Here is an 18875-nt window from a genome sequence, read left to right as displayed (position 1 = left end):
CTGGCTCCTGGCGTCACTTACAGTCAGAAGACAACTCTACGGCGCTGTGGTCCTTAAGCCACTGCGCGGGCTCAACCGCAGAAGAGTCTTCCCAGTTGTCCGCCGTGCGCACCTCAAAGTGCAGGTGTGGTCCGGTGGACTGCCCCGTAGAGCCCACACCCGCGATCAGCTGACCCGCCTGCACCTGGTCACCCGTCTTGACGTAAATGCCGTCCTGGTACATGTGCAAGTAGCGGGTGAACCACACCTGACCGCCCAACTCATGGCGGATAGTCACCACACCCAGGCCCCCATCCATGCCAGCCATCGTCACGGTGCCAGCGGCGGCCGCATAAATCGGGGTACCAACACCAGCCGACCAGTCCTGCCCAGCGTGCAGGCGGACATAACCAAGCGTGGGGTGCAGGCGATACCCGAAGGGCGAAGACACCACGTAGCTGCCCGCAATCATCGGCATGTACAGCTCAGGGGGCTTAATGAAAGCCGCCGCCTCACCGGAAGCCCCCAGTTTGACCGCACAGCTCTGTGAGGCATTGGCGTAAGCCTGCTTAATGCGGGCCAGGGTGGCGGCGTCGGGCACATTGTTTAAAGCACCGTTAGTGCTGGTGTCAACATCCGCATCAGAGCCAACGATCGGGGCGGCCAGAGACGAACCCGTCGCCTGCTGGGAAGCTTGCAACGCCGCTGAATTAGCTGGGTGTGGGGCCGCAAAGCTAGTGAGTTGCGGCACCTTGCCGGTCAGCGGAATCACAATGGTCAGCACAGCCAGAACGGCCAACACGGAAGCTCTCCCCAGCGTGCCGATACTGGTGCGGTGAGAGCCATTAGCGGCGGTGTTGCGGCGAGCGGCCTGGTCAGCGCCACGGCGCGGACGGTAGCTGCGTGGCAGCGAGTCCTCGTCTTCGCTGGTGGCCTCCTGCATGGCACCAGAGAGGTCGATCTCCTCAGTGCTGGCCTCACTACGGGCCCAATCCGCGCCTGCCCCAGGCTTCGCAGCGGCGCGAGCGGGCGATGCCGCCACCAGATCGCGCGAGTTAATGATGGTGATGGTGGAGTCCGTGTTGCCATCCTCGGGCAGCCTGGCGGCGATCCTGGAAGCAATTTCGGGGCTGAGCGCATTGGGTTTGCGCACGGAGCGGCGTACAGCGGCCAAACGCCTCCCGGACCATTGCCGTTCAGGGGCGGGCTTAGTGGAGGGCTCGGTTTTAGCTTTCTGGGCGGCGTCAGCCGGTGCTTTTGGCTTGGCCGGAGCGGCTTTGGTTACAGGAGCAGCCTGCGCGGGCGCGGACTGCGTGGGAGCTACCGGGTCCACGGGAGCAGCCTTGGAAGCCGACCCCGCTGCCATCCCTGGGCTCGCAGGCCTCAGTTTGGCGGCTCGCCGCGTCGATGCTGGCCTCGCAGGCTTGCGGGAACCGGCTGGCGTGGTGGCGGCCTCAGGCACCACAAAGCGGCTCGGCTCGGTGACTCGCGGGGTGGTGACGGTTTCTGCATTGGCGACGGCGTCGCGCCGCGTGGCCTCCTGCTCCAACTCCTTAGCGGCTGCGGCAGCACCGGCACGCGCAATGGCGGCAGTAGAGCGGTTGGCGGTAGTGGCGTCGGCGGTTGAGTCCTCAGCGGTGGCATCCACGGTGGAGTCCCCCGGGCGTTGCTGAGCCTTGCGCTCCAAGTCAGCGCGCAAGTTACGGCGGTCCTGCCGACGCCGTGCAGCAGCCGCTAGCGCCTCGGCTTCCGCCTCCTGGCGGAGTGCAGCCTGGGCGGCGGCGCGCTCAGCTTCACGGCGCTGGCGCCGGGTCATTGGCTTGTCGGACACGCTGCGGGTTCTCCGGGTCAGGGTCACTGTAACGATGCGGCCATGGCGAGCCACTGGGGACTGAGATTAGTTAGCGCGGCTGGGACACGCCAGGACTTCGGTCACATTAACCCCACACGCACCGATCTTTCACATTCGCCACACATTTAGCTTCCAGTTAGAGCAAATCGCGACGCTGGTGCTCCTCGCGCTGCATCTCATCATGCACCTCCCCCACCAGCTCCTCAATGATGTCCTCCAGGAACACCACACCCAGCAACTGGCCGGCGTCGCCCTCTACCCACCCCAGGTGGGCGCCAGTGCGCTGCATAGCCAGGAGAGCATCCTCCACCTCGTCATCGGGGCGCACCCGCACCAACTGGCGTAACAGACCTGCGGGGACGGGCTCATTGCGCTGGGCGGCGTCGGCGTAGAGGACGTCCTTAAGGTGGAGGTAACCGATGACTTCACCGGCCTCGTCAACTGTGGGGAAACGGGAGAAACCGGTGGTGGCGACGGCGTGCTCGACGTCGGCGGGGGTAGCGGCAGCAGGGAGGGTGACCAACTCAGCCAAAGGCACCATGACACTGGCTGCGGTCGCTTCAGAGAACTCCAGCGCAGTGGACAGCAGGCCGGTCTCGTCCTCCAGCACGCCCTCAGCTGTGGAGCGTTCCACGATGGCAGCTACCTCGGCGGCGTTGAAGGCGGCGGGCAACTCCTCACGTGGCTCCAGGCCAAATCGGCGCAGGGTGCCGTTGGCCAGGCCGTTGAGTCCGGCAATGACCGGTCTGAGCAGATGCGAGAGAGCCACCAAAGGTGGGGCGAGCCAGCGCACCGCTGTCTCTGGGGAGGCAATAGAGATGTTCTTGGGCACCATCTCTCCGGCCACCACATGCATGAAAATCACTAGAACCAGCGCAAAGACCACGGCAACGCCGTGTGCGCTGGCCGCTCCCAGGCCCAGGACAGCGACGGCGGGCTGCAGCAGGTGGGCCACCGCAGGCTCAGCCACCACCCCCAGGCCGGTGGAACAGACGGTGACCCCCAGCTGGGCCGTGGCAAGCATGCTGGAAACGTGTTGGAGGGCCCACAGGGCAGTTTTGGCCCGCCGGTCGCCCGCTTCCGCAAGGGGCTCCAGCTGGGCCCGGCGGGCAGAAGTGACGGCGAACTCCGCCCCTACGAAGAAGGCGTTGCCAAGCAGCAGTACCAAAGCGGTGACCAGGGCTACGGGGGTGCTCATTGCGCGCCCTCCGCTGTATGCGCTGACTGGCCTGGCGCTCCTGCGTCGTCGGCGTCTTCTGCAATTCCCGACTCCCCCGGCTCAGGCAGGGCGCTGACGCGCAGGCTGACAACGCGCCGCCCCTCCATCGCCTCCACGCGCAGGCGCACATGGGCGACGTCGACCTGATCCCCCACCTGTGGGATGCGACCCAGCTCGTTCATCACCAAGCCAGCCAGGGTCTCGTAGGGGCCGTCGTCAGGGACGTGAAGGTGGGCGTTAGTGGCCAGCTCATCGGGGCGGGTCCAGCCGGGCAGGAGCCAATCACCGGAAGCCTCCGCATGGGCGGCGGCGCGGCGGCGGTCGTGCTCGTCGGAGACCTCGCCGACGATCTCCTCCACCGCGTCCTCCAGGGTGACCATCCCAGCGGTGCCGCCGTACTCGTCCACAACTACGGCCATCTGACTGCCGGTGCTGCGCAATTCGATCAACAAATTCGCCAGGGGCATGGTCTCGGGGACCCGCGGGGCAGGGGTCATTAGGGAGCTGGAGGCCACGGGGACCTCGGCGCGGCGCTCGTAGGGGACGGCGACGGCGCGGCGCAGGTGAACGATGCCCAGCACGTCGTCGGCGTCTTGGCCTACTACGGGGAAGCGCGAGTGGCCAGTGGTGCGGGCAGCTTCAACCACGTCAGCGGCAGTGGCGTCTTGCTCCAGGGTGTGCAGGCGGCCCCGGTCGGTCATAACGTCCACAGCGGTGAGTGCGCCCACGCCGATGGAGCGGGTGAGCAGGGCCGCGGTGGAGACGTCCAAGGTGCCTTCCTCGGCGCTGTGGCGTACCAGGGAGGCAAGCTCGGAGGCAGAGCGGGTGCCGGAGAGTTCCTCGGTGGGGGTGATGCCCAGGCGGCGCAGCACCAGATTAGCGACGCCGTTAAGAAGCCAGATGACGGGGCCGAGCAGGGTGGTGAAGCCGGTGAGGAGAGGGGCCACCAGTCCGGCAGCGCGCATGGGGTCAGCCAAGGTGGCGTTCTTGGGGATCAGTTCACCAACCACCATGGAGAAGGCATTGACCAAGACCAGCGCAATCGCGACGGCGGCGCCGGTGGCCACGGATTCGGCCAGCCAGCGGGACATGAGCTTGGTTAAGACCTTGGCCAGCGCGGACTGCATGGTGTAGCCCAGCAAGATGGTGGTCAAAGTGATGCCCACTTGGGCACCGGAAAGCAGGGTGGACAGGCGAGTTAGCGCCTGGCGGACGGCGGCGGCGCGTTTCTCCCCTTCGGCGGCGCGGGTCTCCACCGTGGCCGGGTCTAGGGCCACCAGGGAGAACTCCCCGGCCACAAAGATGGCAGTTCCAGCGGTCAGGAGGATGCCCAGGCCGATCATGAGCCAGTCGCTGAGGCTGCCCATCAGTTGTGGGCCTTTGTGCTTTGGGGCGCTTGCGCTGCCAAGGTGCTAGCGCAGGAGCGAACCGACGGCGTCGGCAAGTGACTTGGCACCAAGTGATGGTGCGGGGTCAGTTGCGTGGGCGCGGGAGGGCGGGGACTGTCTCCCTCCTGGCGGGAGGCGGCAGGTCGACGGCGGTTCCGGCGGGCATGTCGGCGCATAGTGCTCGCACGGTACCACCCGACGTCGCCCCGACGTCGCCCAGCATGCGGCAGTCGGCGCGCCCCCATTGTTGCCCAATTCGCCCATTCGTGACGTGTACGCCCACAGTGCAGGCGAACTCGTCACAAACTGGCGAACTCGTCAAAAAGCACTGAGGTGATTGTCAGGTAGCTCAGAACTGCACTCACCCTCCCCACAGCAGCAGCGCGGAAGAGTACATTTCTGCGCGCTACAGAAGCACCACTGTCCCCTGAGGCGCCCCCTGGCGCTCTTGACTCGCAAAGGCCCCTAACCTTGCCCGTCTCGCTTCTACAGAAGAACCCTGCTCTCGACCTAGCTAAATACGCCGCAGCGATCATCATCGTCAGCTTCCACGCCCTGCCACTGTTCGGCGTGGAAGCTCTGGACGTCTTCTACGGCCAGTGGTTTGCGCGCGCCTGCGTGCCTCTGTTCCTGATCTCAAGCGGCTACTTCTTTGCCCAGATGGACCAGGCGCAACGCCTGAGCTACCTGCGGCGCGTGACAGCTATCTACGCGGCCTCCACGCTCTTGTACCTGCCGATGATGCTGATCGAACTGCGGAATGCCAGTGGCGGCACCACCTGGCTGCTGCGGAACCTGATTCTGGGCTACTACCACCTGTGGTACCTCAGCGCTTTGACTGTGGGCCTGGCGGTCTGGCTCTTGTGTGCGGCCATGCCAACACTGCGCCAGCACCTGCGACGGCGCTACCCGGTTTACGCCATCCTGCTGCTGCTTAGTGGGGCACTGCTGGATGAGTACTACAAGCTGGTGGACGTGGCGGCGCTAAACCAGATCAGCCAGTTGGTTGGCTTCCTGGGCGGCTCCCGCCACGCCCTACTCTTTGGGATTCCCCTGCTGCTGGTGGGCCGCTTCATTGGGGAGCACCAGGAGGCGCTGCTGCGGTTGCCGCTAAGCACCCATCTGTTGCTAGGTGCACTGACGGCGGTCTTGGGCCTGGCAGAGTGCACGTTCCTGTACTGGGCGCTCGGGGCGGGGATCACAAATGACGTGACGCTGCTGAACTACGCACCGGCAGTCTTCGTGTTCATTGCAAGCTTTTATCTGCGCGCCGGAAAGGTTGAGCGCTTTTCGCGGAGGCTGCGCAAGAACGCTGACCTGATCTACATCATCCACCCCTGGGTGATCTTCTTGACCATCAGGCTGCTGGGGCTCCACGGCCTACCTCTAGGGGCGACGGCGATCGTATGCAGCGCTGCAGGCTCGGCGGTCAGCATCGCCTTGCTGAGCCGGCTACGGTCCCTGAGATCGCACCGCAGTGAGTTCTCGCCTTTATCGCCTACACCCACACCAGATCTGAGTCTTTAGTCCCGGATTTGGACACATAGCGGGCATTTCTTCCGTAAGATGACGCAGGACACAACTCGGGCACGGCGCCCGAGCCGGTTCGGGACTCTCTAGGAGAAAAACCGTGACGAGCCAGAGCAACTCCGCTGCGGACTTCGGAGCCAACGAGTGGATGGTTGAAGAGATGCGGGAGGCCTGGCGCTTAGACCCAAGCTCGGTGTCCACCGCCTGGCGTGAGTTCTTTGAACACGACGCCAGCGCGCACTCCGCCGCCTCCCCTGCCAGCACCGGCACTTCTGGCGCCTCCACCACAGGCCCCGTAAGCGCCACCGCCCCAGCTCCCAGCCCGGCAGAGCAAGCCGACCTCCCTGCCACGCCCGTGCCTGCCGCCCCGGAGCCCGAGGTCCACCCCGCCGTCGCGGTGCAAGACGTGACCCGCTCCGACCTGCCCCCGGCTCCGCCGTCAAACGTCACCCCACCCACCTCTCCATACGCCCAGCGCCGTGCCTCGCGCACCGCCCGTACCCAGGACACGGCCACAGATCTGGACACGCGCCTCAAAGGCGCCGCCGCCCGCACGGCCAAGAACATGGAGGACTCCCTGTCCATCCCCACAGCCACCTCCGCGCGCGCCATACCCGCCAAGGTCCTGATTGAAAACCGCGCCATCATCAACTCTCACCTGGCCCACACTCGCGGCGGCAAGGTCTCCTTCACCCACCTGATCGGCTGGGCGCTGGTGGAGGCCCTCACGGAGAAACCAGATATGAACTTCTCCTACACGCTGGACGCGCAAGGCAAACCGGCTCTACACCAGCCCGCCCATGTGGCCTTCGGCCTGGCCGTAGACGTACCCTCCGGCAAAGGCGAGCGTCGGCTCATGGTGCCCTCCATCAAAGGCGCCGACCTGCTGGACCTGGCCGGTTTTATAGCCGCCTACGAGGACGTGGTGGCCCGCTCCCGCACCGGGGCCCTGACCGTGGACGACTTCAAGGGCACCACCGTGACCCTCACCAACCCCGGCATGATCGGCACCCTGCATTCTGTGCCCCGCCTAATGCCGGGCCAAGGTTTGATCGTCGGCGTCGGCTCCATGGCTTACCCGGCCGCTTTCGCCGGTGCTAGTGAGGAGACCTTGGCCCGCTCTGGCGTCGGCAAAACCATCACTCTTACCTCCACCTACGATCACCGCGTCATACAAGGTGCCGCCTCCGGTGAGCTACTGCGCCTGATCGAGCGCAAACTCATGGGCTTGGACGGCTTCTGGGAGCGGTCCTTCGAGTCCCTGCGCATCCCCTTGGAGCCCATCCGCTGGGCCCAGGACACCACTTACGACGCCGAATTGGAAACCGGCAAACCCGCCCGCGTAGCCGAACTCATTCATGCCTTCCGCCAGCGCGGACACCTCGCCGCGGACACCGACCCCCTGACCTACCGCCTGCGCCGTCACCCCGACCTGGACCTGAGCAACTACGGTCTGAGCCTGTGGGACCTGGATCGGAAGTTCCCTACCGGCGGCATCGGCGGCACCGTGCGCGCTACCCTGCGCCAGATCCTGGACCGACTGCGCGACTCCTACTGCCGCACCGTCGGCATCGAGTACATGCATATCCAGGACCCGGCTCAGCGCCGCTGGTGGCAGGAGCGTCTGGAGTGCGAGTGGAGCCCGATTTCTTCCGCCAAACGCCGCCGCATCCTCACCAAACTGGAGCAGGCTGAGGCCTTTGAGACCTTCCTGCAAACCAAATACGTGGGCCAGAAACGCTTCAGTCTGGAGGGCGGTGAGTCCCTTATCGTCCTGTTAGACCGGCTACTCGACGCCGCCGCCCATGACGGCCTGGACGAGGTGGTCATTGGCATGGCTCACCGTGGACGCCTAAACGTGCTCACCAATATTGCCGGAAAGTCCTACGGGCAGGTCTTTGACGAGTTCGACGGCAACGCCATCACTGCTGGACAAGGCACCGGTGACGTCAAATACCACCTGGGTACTGAGGGCGTGTTCACCGGCACCGACGGCGTCAGCACCCGCGTCTCCCTGGCTGCTAACCCCTCCCATCTGGAGACGGTTGACGGCGTCGTGGAAGGCATTGTGCGCGCCAAGCAGGACCGCATTGGCCTGGGCGAGAAGGGCTACACCGTCATGCCCGTGCTCGTGCACGGAGATGCCGCCTTCGCGGGACAGGGCGTGGTCTACGAGACCCTCAATATGAGTCAGTTGCCCGCCTACCGCACCGGCGGCACCGTGCACGTCGTCGTCAACAACCAAATCGGTTTCACCACCGGCGCCGCCTCCGCCCGCTCCACTACCTACGCCACCGACCTAGCCAAGGGCCTGCAGGTGCCGATTTTCCACGTCAACGCTGACGACCCGGACACGGTGGCCCGCGTAGCTGAGCGCGCCTACGAGTACCGGGCAGCCTTCCACAAAGACGTCATCATTGACCTGATCTGCTACCGGCGCCGCGGCCACAACGAGGGCGATGACCCCTCAATGACCCAGCCCGTCATGTACCGGCTCATCGACTCCCTGCCCTCCACCCGCGAGGTCTACACCAAAGCCCTGGTTGGGCGCGGCGAAATCACGGAGGCAGACGCCAAGGAGATTGAGCGTTCCTTCCATGACGAGTTGGAACGGATCCTGGTGGACACCCGCGCCTCTCACGCCAATGAGTCCGCCCCCGCCCCCTCCCAGGTCATCGACGCCACCGACCCGACCCAGGTGGGCAAGCAGCTAACCACCCTGGACCTGCCTACCTCGCAGCTAGCCGGTGAGGGCATGATGCTCGGCTGGACCAGCGCCGTGAGCCGCAGCGTGGTGGAACGCATCGGGGACTCCCAGACCGCCTATCCGGAGGGCTTCACTATCCACCCCAAGTTGGCCGCCATGCTGGCCAAGCGGCAGGAAGCCACCCGCGCCGGTGGCATCGACTGGGGCTTGGGCGAATTGATTGCCTTTGGGTCCCTGCTAATGGAGGGCGTGCCCGTGCGCGTCGCGGGTGAGGATGCGCGCCGAGCTACTTTCGCGCAGCGGCACGCCGTCCTGCATGACCACGACACCGGCGCCGAGTGGACGCCGTTGGCATTCCTCACCCGCGACCAGGCGGCCTTTGAGATTTACGACTCGCTGCTCAGTGAGTACGCGGCCCTGGCATTTGAGTACGGCTATTCGGTGGAGCGGCCCGAGGCACTGACCTGCTGGGAAGCGCAGTTCGGCGACTTTGCTAACGGTGCGCAGTCGGTGATCGACGAGTACATCACGAGTGCCGGGCAGAAGTGGGGGCAACGTTCGGGCCTGGTCATGCTGCTGCCGCATGGGCAGGAGGGGCAGGGGCCGGACCACTCCTCAGCCCGTATTGAGCGCTACCTGCAGATGTGCGCGCAAAACAATATGCGCGTGGCTATGCCCTCCACGCCTGCCAACCACTTCCACCTGCTGCGCCAGCAGGCTTACTCTCGCCCGCGCCGCCCGCTGATCGTCTTTACTCCCAAACAGCTGCTGCGGTTGAAGGCGGCCTCCAGTCCGGTGGAGGACTTTACTTCCGGCACTTTCAAGCCGGTGCTGGGTGAAGCAGAGGCGCAGTTGGCTACCGGGCGCGGGGTGACGCGCGTGCTGCTGTGCTCAGGCCGCGTGTACTACGCACTAGCCGCCGAGCGGGAGAAACTAGGCGATCGCTCCACGGCAATTATCCGCCTGGAGCAGCTTTACCCGCTGGATGAGGAGGCTCTGGCGGCAGCCCTGGCTCCCTATGGCGAGGCTGAGCTGGTTTGGGTGCAGGATGAGGCCGCCAACCAAGGCATTTGGCCTTGGCTGGCATTGCATATGCCTGAGTCGCTCACCGGCAGGCGCCGTCTGCGGCTGGTCTCCCCGCCGGAGGCCGCCTCCCCCGCTCTGGGCACCGCCGGGGCCTACAAGCGGCAGCAGGCTGAGCTCATGGCGGCGGCCTTTGCGCGGGGCTGAGGTTTCCTGCCGTGGCGACGCCGTCGGTCCGTGAAGCTGGAGTTTTACGGAGCGGCGGTGGCTGCGGCTGCTTTGGGTCACCACATGGGTCACTGCGGTTGATAATGAGCCCATGCGGCCACTGAACCTGATCTTCGTCGGCGATGAGCTGACCTCTGCTTACGGAGATGCTCGTGCCTTGGGCTGGGTGGGACGGGTCATGGCCCACACCCGCCTGGACCCGGTATACCCGCCGATCATGTGGGCTAACCTCCCAGCTTTCGGGGAGACGACGGCGCAGCTGGCCGAGCGTTGGGCCTCCGAGGTGGGGCGCCGCCTGATCGCAGGCGTGGATAACCGTCTGGTGGTGGGGATCGGGGCAGCCGACCTGGAGGCCGGGACCTCCACCTCCCGCTCTCGCCTGAACCTGGCCAATGTGCTCGATGGAGCACGCACCGAACGCCTGGACTGTTTTGTGGTGGGCCCGCCGCCACTGCCCCGCTACGACCAAGCTGCGGTGGAGCGCCTATCTGAGGCGATGGCGGAGGTGTGCTCACGCCGAGCGGTGCCCTATGTGGACACTTTCCATCCGCTGTTGGGCCACGAGCAGTGGAACGCGGATCTGGCGGCCACCGGTGGAACGCGCCCCGGTCAGGCAGGTTATGGCCTACTGACGTGGTTGGTGCTGCACCGGGGCTGGTATGAGTGGTTGGGCATCCCGCAGCAGACCTGAGCCGGGAGCTCTTGCGGCACTGGGACTCGGTGCCTTCTGCTGCCAGGTGGGTGCAGCGCGATTTAGACGCTACCGGGCTGGGCAGAGGTCCCTGCAATCGGCGCGTTTTACTCGCCTGGCTCTAATTGTTCTAGCAGTGGCAACAGCGCCTGGCTCTCCTCAACCACCGACCGCAACTCCAGTCGGCAACCGTCGTCGTGCCAGTTGCGCAAGACGGCGACAATGGTCCACACCAGCGCGGAGGCCATAACCCGAGCCTGGGGGAAGTCCCAAGGGCTCGCCTCGGCCACCACCTGCGCGATCTCGTCAACCTGCCGGTTGACGCTCAGTGCCACTGCTCCCTCAATTGAGGGGACCGCGAAGCACAGGCGGATACGCGCCTTCGTCAAAGCGGCATCCCTGACAAAGTGTTCTTCGGAGATATCATGCATCGTCCGTTCAACGCTCTGCGCGAGGCCGAGTCCCTGAGACAAGTAGTGACGCAGGGACTCAAGCAGACGGTCGTCGTATTCGTCCCGCAGGACCAGCCCCTCCTTAGTCTTGAAGTAGCGGTAGATCGTGGAAGGCGATACCTCCGCCGCCTCCGCCACTTGCTCCACACTGACGACGTCGAAGCCCTGCTCCTGGAACAGCTCCATGGCGATGGTCTGCACCTTGTGCATAGTGGCGGCCTTTTTGCGCTCTCGCAGCCCGGGCTTGGGGACACTCAACTTAGCGGCGGCCGGACTGGCGGCAGACGAGTGCGAGACGGTACTGGCAGCGAGTGGCTTAGGGGCGGCGGCCTTGGTGCGTGCAGGCACTACTTGCTCCTGCTTTGGATGGGATTTCAACTCTTGACTGCACCACAATATCAAGTACTGTCACTCTCATGAGCAAGTCACTGTCAGATTGTGTGGTTGAGGCGCGCGGGCTCCAAAAGCACTTCGGCAAGGTCCATGCACTCAACGGACTGGACCTCACCGTCACCCAGGGGCAGGTCCACGGCTTCTTAGGCCCCAACGGTTCTGGCAAGTCCACCACCATCCGCGCCTTGCTCGGCCAGATTCGTCTGGACAGCGGCTTTATCAAAGTCTTTGGCCAGGACGCCTGGACCGACGCCGTCTCCATCCACAGACGCTTGGCTTACGTGCCCGGGGACACAATGCTGTGGCCAGGCCTGACCGGCGGGCAATGCATCGACCTGCTCGGCGGCTTCCACGGCAGCCTGAACCAGCGCCGCCGCGACCAGCTAGTGGAGCGCTTTGAACTGGACCCCAGCCGCCGCTTCCGCACCTACTCCAAAGGCAACCGGCAAAAGGTGGCGCTGGTGGCAGCCCTAGCTTGCGACGTCGAGTTGATGGTGCTCGATGAGCCCACCTCTGGCCTGGACCCGCTCATGGAGTCGGTGTTCCAGAAGGTGGTGGCCGAATTGGCGGAAGCAGGCACCTCGGTGCTGCTGTCCAGCCATATCCTGGCCGAAGTGGAGGCCTTGTGTGACGCAGTCACCGTGGTGCGAGAGGGGCAGCTCGCCCTCTCCGGCACCTTAGAAGAGCTGCGTTCCTCCGCCACCACCGCCGTCGACGTCGTCACCCCCGAAGCGGTTACAGCCCTAGCTGCTATGGCAGGAGTCAGCCGCCTTGAACTGCGTGAGGACCCACGCGGCATCCGCACCACTTTGCTCGTCACCTCCACCGCCCTGCCCACGGTGCTCAAGGCGGTCAGCGCAGCACAGCCCCTGGAGGTGGCAGTGCACCCACCGAGCCTGGAGCAGCTCTTCTTAGAACGGTATTCGCAGGACGGAGGCGAGGTCTGATGCATGCCCAGCAGCTGACCGGCACTTGGCGCATGGTGGGGCTGGAGTTGCGCACCGCCTGGCGCTCGCTGGCTCTGGTGGTGGCGGTTTATGTGGGCCTGGTTTTGGCGGTGGTCATCAGTGTTTCCGCCCTGTATCCCACCCTGGAGGAGCGGATTCAGTACTCCTTGACGGCGGGCACTATGACGGTGTCTGTCGCCTTCAACGGGCGCGGCTATGGCCTGACCAACCTGGGCGGAATCACCGGCGTGGAGGTGGGCTTCACCGGCCAAGTGCTCTTCCCAATACTGGCGGTGCTGGTGGCGGTGAGGCTAACTCGCCGAGAAGAGGAGGCGGGGCGCATTGAGCTGCTGACTGCTTCCCGGGTGGGGCGGCTCTCGCCCTTGGCGGCGGCAACGATCCTGATCGCAGCTGCCAGCCTGGTCACCGGCGTCGGGATGCTGGCGGGGATGGTGGCGGCAGACCTCCCTGTGGAGGGATCTGCCTGGTACTCCGCTGGGATGGCAGCTTGTTTGTTGTGCTTCGGCGCAGTTGGACTGCTGCTGGCGGAACTGTGCCAGCAGACCCGCACCGCCCAGCAGTTAGGGATCGCTGTGGTCACAGCGGCCTTCCTGGTGCGCTTCATGGTGGACGCGATGCAGTGGGAGCTGACTTGGTTGAGCCCGCTGGGTTGGTTGCCGGAGGTGCGCGCTTTTGCCGGGCCTCGGGCGTGGCCGCTGTGGGCCTTCGGTGGTGCCAGTGTGCTGCTGCTGGGGTTAAGTGCCTTAGCAGCGATGCACCGCGACGCCGGAGCCGGATTGATCGCCCCGCGCCCCGGCCCCGCACACGGCTCCGTCCGAGCAGCCCGGTCCTGGCGAATGGCCCTGCGGTTGGAGCGAACCGGGACCATTACCTGGCTCGTGCTGCTGTGCATCTGGGTGAGCTTCGTGGGGCTTTTCAGCAAAGAGATGACCAAGGTCGTGGACGCGAACCCAAGCATGCTGGAAGCCCTAGGCGTGACGCGGGGCAGCGACCTGCTGGTTTTGATGGCTGCAGTAGTAATGGTGGCCGGAGCCGGGGCAGTCGCCGTGCAGGGCGCCACTCATCTGGGTACGGAAGAGTCCAGTGGAAGACTGGGACTACTGGTGTCCACGCGCTGCTCTCGGGAGCGGTTCTGGCTGGGCTGGTGGGTGAGCACCCTAGGTTCCGCAGTGGTGGTGTTGGAGCTTTCGGCCTTGGTGCTGGGTCTTTCCACCTGGGCGGTCACAGGCGAACTGGAGACCCTGTGGGTCGCCCTCCGGGTAGGCCGGGACTATCTGCTGCCGACCTTGGTGATTGCGGGGGTTGCGGCCCTCCTGGCCTCACTGGGGCCCAGGTGGCCCGGCGCAGCATGGCTGCTGGTGGCATGGACAGCGGTGGTGGGGTTCCTAGCCGAGGTCCTGCGGTTACCCGAATGGGCCCGGGACCTATCCCCCGCATATATGGTGGGTGTGCTACCGGTGGACCATCCGCATGGGACTGTCCTGGTGGGGCAAGCAGTGGCCGCGGTGCTGTTGCTGACTGCCTCTTGGTGGCTGTTCCGCCGCCGGGAGCTCTGCGCTGGCTGAGCAATTCGCGAGGCGGGTCATATTTGAGGCAGGTCGTGTTCGGTGCCGCCCTGATCGCTTCGCCTGAGCGCCCGCTCTAAGCCCCGTCTAACAGGCCCTTGCAGTCGACGACGGCCGGTCACCGCGATGGTGACCGGCCGTCATGAGGCTTTGGGACTCCGCTGCTAGGCGGGCGCCCCGGCTCAGGCGTTGGGGCGCTTGCCGTGGTTGGCGCCGCCCTTCGCACGGGCCCGACGCTTGCGACCGCGCTTGCTCATCTTGATCTCCTCGTGTGTGGACTGGCCCCACGAGGGGGCACGGAACGCCGTCGATTCTCGCATACGCCCACAGCCAGGAGCTAACTCGCGTCCGTCACAGGCCGGTGAGTACCGCCACAAGGCTGCCTCTAGGGCCCGCCTCCACCGAGAAGGGCTCAGCGGCGTTCCAGGTGGGTGGTGCGGAGGGTGGTTGAAGTGACTGTGGCAGCACCGTCTTCAATCACCACGGTGCGCGTGACCGTGGTGTGGGTGACCCGCATCGCCGACAACCGCGATAACACGCGCGCCCGCAGCTCCATGGGGGCCTCCTCTACGCAGCTGGAGCGCAGGATGGCGCGCAGGTGACGCTCGGCGTCGGCTAGGCGGGAGCAGTGGTCACAGTGGGCGACATGCGCAGCCAGGCGGGCGGTGGTGTCACAGTCGCATTCGTCGTCCAGGAAAAGGTCCAGCATGGCGCGGGCCTCCGCACAGGAGGCCTCATCTGGGCACGGAGCACCACCCATCAGCGCTTCCCTCCTTCCGTCTTGTAACCCAGCTCGCGGGCGTGTTCGGCCAAGAGTTTGCGCAGTTGTGCCCGCCCCCGGTGTAGGCGAGACATAACGGTGCCAATCGGTGTGTCCATAATCTCGGCGATCTCCTTGTAGGAGAAACCCTCCACATCCGCCAGGTACACGGCTAGGCGCCGGTCTTCGCTAAGCGCCGCAAAGGCCGCCTTGATCTCTTCATTGGGGAGTTCGTCCAGGGCCAGGTTTTCCGCACTAGGCAGGCCGGTGGAGTCATGGGAGGCGGCCCGGTGCAGCTGCCAGTCCTCGACGGCGTCGGCATCCGACTGCTGCGGCTCGCGCTGTTTCTTGCGGTAGGAATTGATGAAGGTGTTGGTCAGGATGCGGTACAGCCAGGCCTTGAGATTCGTGCCCGGGCGGTACTGGTGGAAGGCGGAGAAGGCGCGCACGTAGACGTCCTGGATGAGGTCCTCGGCGTCGGCGCGGTTGCGGGTCATGCGCAAGGCGGCGCCGTATAGCTGGTCCAGGTAGGGCAGGGCCTCGGCCTCAAAGCGGGCAGCCCGTTGCTCTTCAGTCTCCTCGGAGGGGGCACGCTCCAGGTCGGTGCCGTACTCGCTGGAGTCTGTGGCGTCGGTGAACTCAGCCTCATCGTCTAGCTGCGCACTGAGGTCCAGGGCAGGGCTGTGCGTGAGAGTGTCCGTGAGGTCGACGGCGGTCTGGGCGTCGTCCTCCGCCAGCACACTGGTGGGGCCGGGGTGTTTGGTATCCGTCATCACCCCTGAGCCTAGCGCCGGGCGCCGGTGCGCGGGACCACTGGGGTGCAGGGCGTGGCGGGTCCGGGGGCGATTACGCAGGAGGGCGGTGGTCACGCCCCTTTAACGGCAGGCGCCGGTGGGGTATTCCCTGAGGATCAGCTGCTGGGCACTGTGGGTGACTTCAGTGGACCCGCGCCGGTATGGCCCCGGGGGCATCCAGATCAATCAATTAGGCCGAGCCACTCTGGCATTTCACCCTGGCAGTGATCGGTCGAATAGGTGACCATGGGGGCATGGACCTGCTGCGCCTTGTTGCCCGCCCCCTGCTCGCCGCCCCATTCATCCTTGATGGGATCGACGCCGTAACGCGTCCTGGACCTCATGTGGAAAAGTTCCAGGTGGTGGCTAATGGCCTGGAGAAGCTGGGGTTGCCGCCGGTTATGAACTCTGACGCCAAACTAATGACCCGAGTTAGCGGTGCCGCTAGCGTCCTGGCGGGCCTGGGCCTGGCGACCGGCATGGCTCCACGCAGCAGCGCGACTGTTCTGGCAGCACTGAATGTGCCCCTGACCCTGGTCAACAACCCGGCCTGGTTGCGTTCAAGCACCAAGACGCGTTCGCAGCAGCTCTCGGGGCTGGCACGCGGCGCTGCAGTTGGGGCAGGACTGGTGATGGCAGCGCTAGACCGCGGCGGAAAGCCCTCCCTGTCTTGGTGGTTGGCTAACCAGCGAGAGCACAAGGCCGAGCTAGCTGCGGTGCGTGAGGCCACTGCAGCCGCAGTCGAACAGGCGGTGGCCTCGCGGTACGTTGAGGTTTGAGCCTGCCTTTCAGACTCTTACCTAAGACTGCCAAGGTATGCGACCAAGGTCACGCTATGGTGGGTTCATCCACGCCACCCGGAACACCGGGGCCCACCACACGAGGAGCCGAGCATGGCAGAACGCAGTGACGTCATCTACACCTGGACCGATGAGGCGCCCATGCTGGCGACCCACTCCTTCCTCCCCATCGTCCAGTCCTTCACCAGCGCCGCAGGCGTGGACGTCACCACCGCTGATATCTCCCTGACTGCCCGCATCCTGGCCGCTTTCAACCTGGGTCCTGACGAGCTCAGCCTTCTAGGTGCGCTGACCAAGGAGCCGGACGCCACCATTATCAAGCTCCCCAATATCTCCGCCTCCCTGCCCCAGCTCAAAGCCGCAATCGCTGAACTCCAAGCCGCCGGCTATGACCTGCCGCCCTACCCTGACTCCCCCAGCACTGCCGAGGAACGCACTGCCCGAGCCCGCTACGACGCCGTTAAGGGCAGCGCGGTGAACCCTGTGCTGCGGGAAGGCAACTCCGACCGGCGAGCCCCGGCCGCCGTCAAGGCCTATGCCCGCTCTCACCCGCACTCCATGGGTGAGTGGAGCCCCACCTCCAAGACGCGCGTAGCCACCATGACCGCCGGGGATTTCCGCCACAACGAGCGCTCTGTGGTCGTCCCAGCCGCCGGCACCCTGCAGATTCGCCTGCGTCCGGCTGACGGCGGCGACGTCGTCGTACTGCGCCAGGAATTGGCGGTTACTGCCGGCGAAGTGGTGGATGCGACCTTTATGAGCGCCGCCGCCCTGGACACCTTCCTGGCGGAGCAGGTCGCTGCGGCCAAGGCGGAAGACGTGCTGCTATCCGTGCATCTAAAGGCCACCATGATGAAGGTCTCCGACCCGCTCATCTTTGGGCACGCGGTGCGCGCCGCCCTGCCAGGCACTTTCGAGCGCTACGGCCAGGTGCTCGCAGAGGCGGGCTTGCGTGCAGAGGACGGTTTGGCGGTGATCCTGGCAGGCCTGGACCAGTTGCCGCAGGGCGCTGAGGTCCGTGCCGCCATTGCGGCAGACCTGGCCGCTGGCCCGCGTATCTCCATGGTGGATTCGGATCGCGGCATCACCAATCTGCATGTGCCCAGCGACGTCATCATTGATGCTTCTATGCCCGCCATGATTCGTGGCGGCGGCAAGCTCTGGGACGCGCAGGGCGCTAAGGCAGACACTTTGGCGGTCATCCCGGACTCCTCCTATGCCGGCGTGTATGAAGCCGTGATTGAGGATTGCAAGATGCATGGCGCCCTGGATCCACGCACCATGGGCACAGTGCCTAATGTGGGCCTGATGGCGCGCAAGGCGGAGGAATACGGCAGTCATGACAAGACCTTCCTGATCCCGGTCGCGGGCACCGTGGAGGTGGTGGTTCTCGACGGCGCCGGTGCCGCTGCGCAAACCGTGCTGCTAAGCCACGAGGTAGCCGCCGGAGACATTTGGCGTGCCTGCCAGACGCAGGACGAGCCCATCCGCGACTGGGTGCATCTGGCTGTCACCCGCGCCCGAGCCACGGGTGCTCCGGCGGTGTTCTGGCTGGATCCGCAGCGTGGACACGACGTCGTCATCGCCAGCCTGGTGGAGAAGTACCTGGCGGAGGAAGACACGGCGGGCCTGGATATTCACCTCTTAGACCCGGTTGCGGCCACGCGCCTGTCCCTGGAGCGGGCGCGCCGCGGCGAGGACACGATCTCTGTGACCGGCAATGTGCTGCGTGACTACAACACAGATCTGTTCCCGATCCTGGAGGTGGGCACCAGCGCCAAGATGCTTTCCGTGGTACCGCTGATGAACGGTGGCGGCCTGTATGAGACTGGTGCGGGTGGATCGGCGCCCAAGCATGTGCGTCAGCTGCTGGAGGAGAACTACCTGCGCTGGGACTCTTTGGGTGAGTTCCTAGCCTTGGCGGAAGCCCTGCGGCATGCGGCTGAGGTGCATAACAAGCCGGCGGCAGCGGTGCTGGCGGATGCGCTGGACGCGGCGACGACGCAACTGCTGGAGGAGGACCGTTCCCCGGCGCGGCGCCTGGGTTCAGTAGATAACCGGGGCTCACATGCCTGGCTGGCCCTGTACTGGGCGCAGGCTTTGGCTGGGCAGGTGGTTGACGGCGCCTTGGCGGAGCGTTTCAAGCCGGTGGCGCTGGCACTGGAAGCTGCAAATGAGCAGATTCAGGCTGAGTTGGTGGAAGCCCAGGGCCAGGCGGTGGAGATCGGCGGGTACTACCGGCCAGACTTTGCACTCACCGCGCAGGTGATGCGTCCAAGTGCCACCTTGAATCAGATCATCGACACGATCTGAGGCACTTGGAGGCAGGGCTGTTTTAGACCCATTGTTGCGGGTCTCGAATACATCCTCACCCTCCGGCTGGATGCTGCGACTAGTTGCCGCGCTATGCGCACAAAAGCCAAGGGGCTATGTAATCGCTCTGGCACCATTCGCACCGCAATGCGCCAGTGAGCACAGGTGTCCTGAGATTCATCTATCCGTGCGCAGGCACAACCGCTCTCACCT

General features: G+C 65.2%; 14 protein-coding genes. 7 read left to right on the top strand and 7 right to left on the bottom strand.

All coding sequences use genetic code 11. The annotated features are described in order from the left end of the window. Positions 1 to 13: 13 nt before the first annotated feature. From DR039_RS05145 to DR039_RS05135, 3 genes are all read right to left on the bottom strand, one after another. Positions 14 to 1810 (bottom strand): M23 family metallopeptidase, encoded by a 1797-nt coding sequence (locus DR039_RS05145; RefSeq protein ID WP_126622193.1) that lies wholly within the window; start codon positions 1808 to 1810, stop codon positions 14 to 16. 157 nt (positions 1811 to 1967) lie between these two features. Beyond that, entirely contained in the window at positions 1968 to 3029 is a 1062-nt protein-coding gene (locus tag DR039_RS05140) for a hemolysin family protein (RefSeq protein WP_111836316.1), read from the bottom strand. Further along, the gene (locus DR039_RS05135; protein WP_111836315.1) at positions 3026 to 4417 is read right to left on the bottom strand and encodes a hemolysin family protein; all 1392 of its coding nucleotides are present in this window, start codon (positions 4415 to 4417) and stop codon (positions 3026 to 3028) included. Before DR039_RS05135 ends, DR039_RS05140 begins: the two co-directional genes overlap by 4 nt. 492 nt (positions 4418 to 4909) lie before the next feature. Between DR039_RS05135 and DR039_RS05130 the strand changes: the two genes are divergently transcribed. The 3 genes from DR039_RS05130 to DR039_RS05120 all read left to right on the top strand — a co-directional run bounded on the left by DR039_RS05130 (position 4910) and on the right by DR039_RS05120 (position 10617). Then, a complete protein-coding gene (locus DR039_RS05130) occupies positions 4910 to 5965 on the top strand; it encodes an acyltransferase family protein (RefSeq protein ID WP_170166854.1) in 1056 nt (351 codons plus the stop codon). Between the two features lie 151 nt (positions 5966 to 6116). Then, the gene (locus DR039_RS05125) at positions 6117 to 9905 is read left to right on the top strand and encodes a multifunctional oxoglutarate decarboxylase/oxoglutarate dehydrogenase thiamine pyrophosphate-binding subunit/dihydrolipoyllysine-residue succinyltransferase subunit (RefSeq protein ID WP_407641277.1); all 3789 of its coding nucleotides are present in this window, start codon (positions 6117 to 6119) and stop codon (positions 9903 to 9905) included. Between the two features lie 112 nt (positions 9906 to 10017). After that, positions 10018 to 10617, top strand: a complete 600-nt coding sequence (locus DR039_RS05120) for a GDSL-type esterase/lipase family protein (RefSeq protein ID WP_111836312.1) — start codon at positions 10018 to 10020, stop codon at positions 10615 to 10617. A 107-nt stretch (positions 10618 to 10724) separates the two neighbouring features. On the opposite strand, the gene DR039_RS05115 is transcribed toward DR039_RS05120, so the two are convergent. Beyond that, complete coding sequence (locus tag DR039_RS05115) at positions 10725 to 11417, bottom strand: TetR/AcrR family transcriptional regulator (protein WP_229116818.1); 693 nt, start codon at positions 11415 to 11417, stop codon at positions 10725 to 10727. Between the two features lie 68 nt (positions 11418 to 11485). Between DR039_RS05115 and DR039_RS05110 the strand changes: the two genes are divergently transcribed. Beyond that, complete coding sequence (locus DR039_RS05110; protein ID WP_111836311.1) at positions 11486 to 12409, top strand: ABC transporter ATP-binding protein; 924 nt, start codon at positions 11486 to 11488, stop codon at positions 12407 to 12409. Next, positions 12409 to 13995 (top strand): ABC transporter permease, encoded by a 1587-nt coding sequence (locus tag DR039_RS05105; RefSeq protein ID WP_229116817.1) that lies wholly within the window; start codon positions 12409 to 12411, stop codon positions 13993 to 13995. Before DR039_RS05110 ends, DR039_RS05105 begins: the two co-directional genes overlap by 1 nt. Before the next feature lie 182 nt (positions 13996 to 14177). Here the strand turns inward: DR039_RS05105 and DR039_RS11765 are convergent, their stop codons facing one another. From DR039_RS11765 to DR039_RS05095, 3 genes are all read right to left on the bottom strand, one after another. Continuing rightward, complete coding sequence (locus tag DR039_RS11765; protein ID WP_370427841.1) at positions 14178 to 14252, bottom strand: 50S ribosomal protein bL37; 75 nt, start codon at positions 14250 to 14252, stop codon at positions 14178 to 14180. A 155-nt stretch (positions 14253 to 14407) separates the two neighbouring features. Next, complete coding sequence (gene rsrA, locus DR039_RS05100; protein WP_111836310.1) at positions 14408 to 14755, bottom strand: mycothiol system anti-sigma-R factor; 348 nt, start codon at positions 14753 to 14755, stop codon at positions 14408 to 14410. Beyond that, positions 14755 to 15528: a sigma-70 family RNA polymerase sigma factor gene (locus tag DR039_RS05095; RefSeq protein WP_111836309.1), complete on the bottom strand. Its 774-nt coding sequence runs from the start codon at positions 15526 to 15528 to the stop codon at positions 14755 to 14757. Before DR039_RS05095 ends, rsrA begins: the two co-directional genes overlap by 1 nt. Before the next feature lie 275 nt (positions 15529 to 15803). Between DR039_RS05095 and DR039_RS05090 the strand changes: the two genes are divergently transcribed. Further along, positions 15804 to 16328 carry a DoxX family protein gene (locus DR039_RS05090; protein ID WP_111836308.1) on the top strand — a complete coding sequence of 175 codons (525 nt, stop codon included), beginning with the start codon at positions 15804 to 15806 and terminating at the stop codon, positions 16326 to 16328. 114 nt (positions 16329 to 16442) lie between these two features. Beyond that, the gene (locus tag DR039_RS05085) at positions 16443 to 18662 is read left to right on the top strand and encodes an NADP-dependent isocitrate dehydrogenase (protein ID WP_111836307.1); all 2220 of its coding nucleotides are present in this window, start codon (positions 16443 to 16445) and stop codon (positions 18660 to 18662) included. Positions 18663 to 18875: the final 213 nt, after the last annotated feature.

The organism is Actinomyces bovis (assembly GCF_900444995.1).
In the GTDB taxonomy this organism is placed as follows: domain Bacteria; phylum Actinomycetota; class Actinomycetes; order Actinomycetales; family Actinomycetaceae; genus Actinomyces; species Actinomyces bovis.
This window is presented reverse-complemented; position numbering and strand designations above follow the sequence as displayed.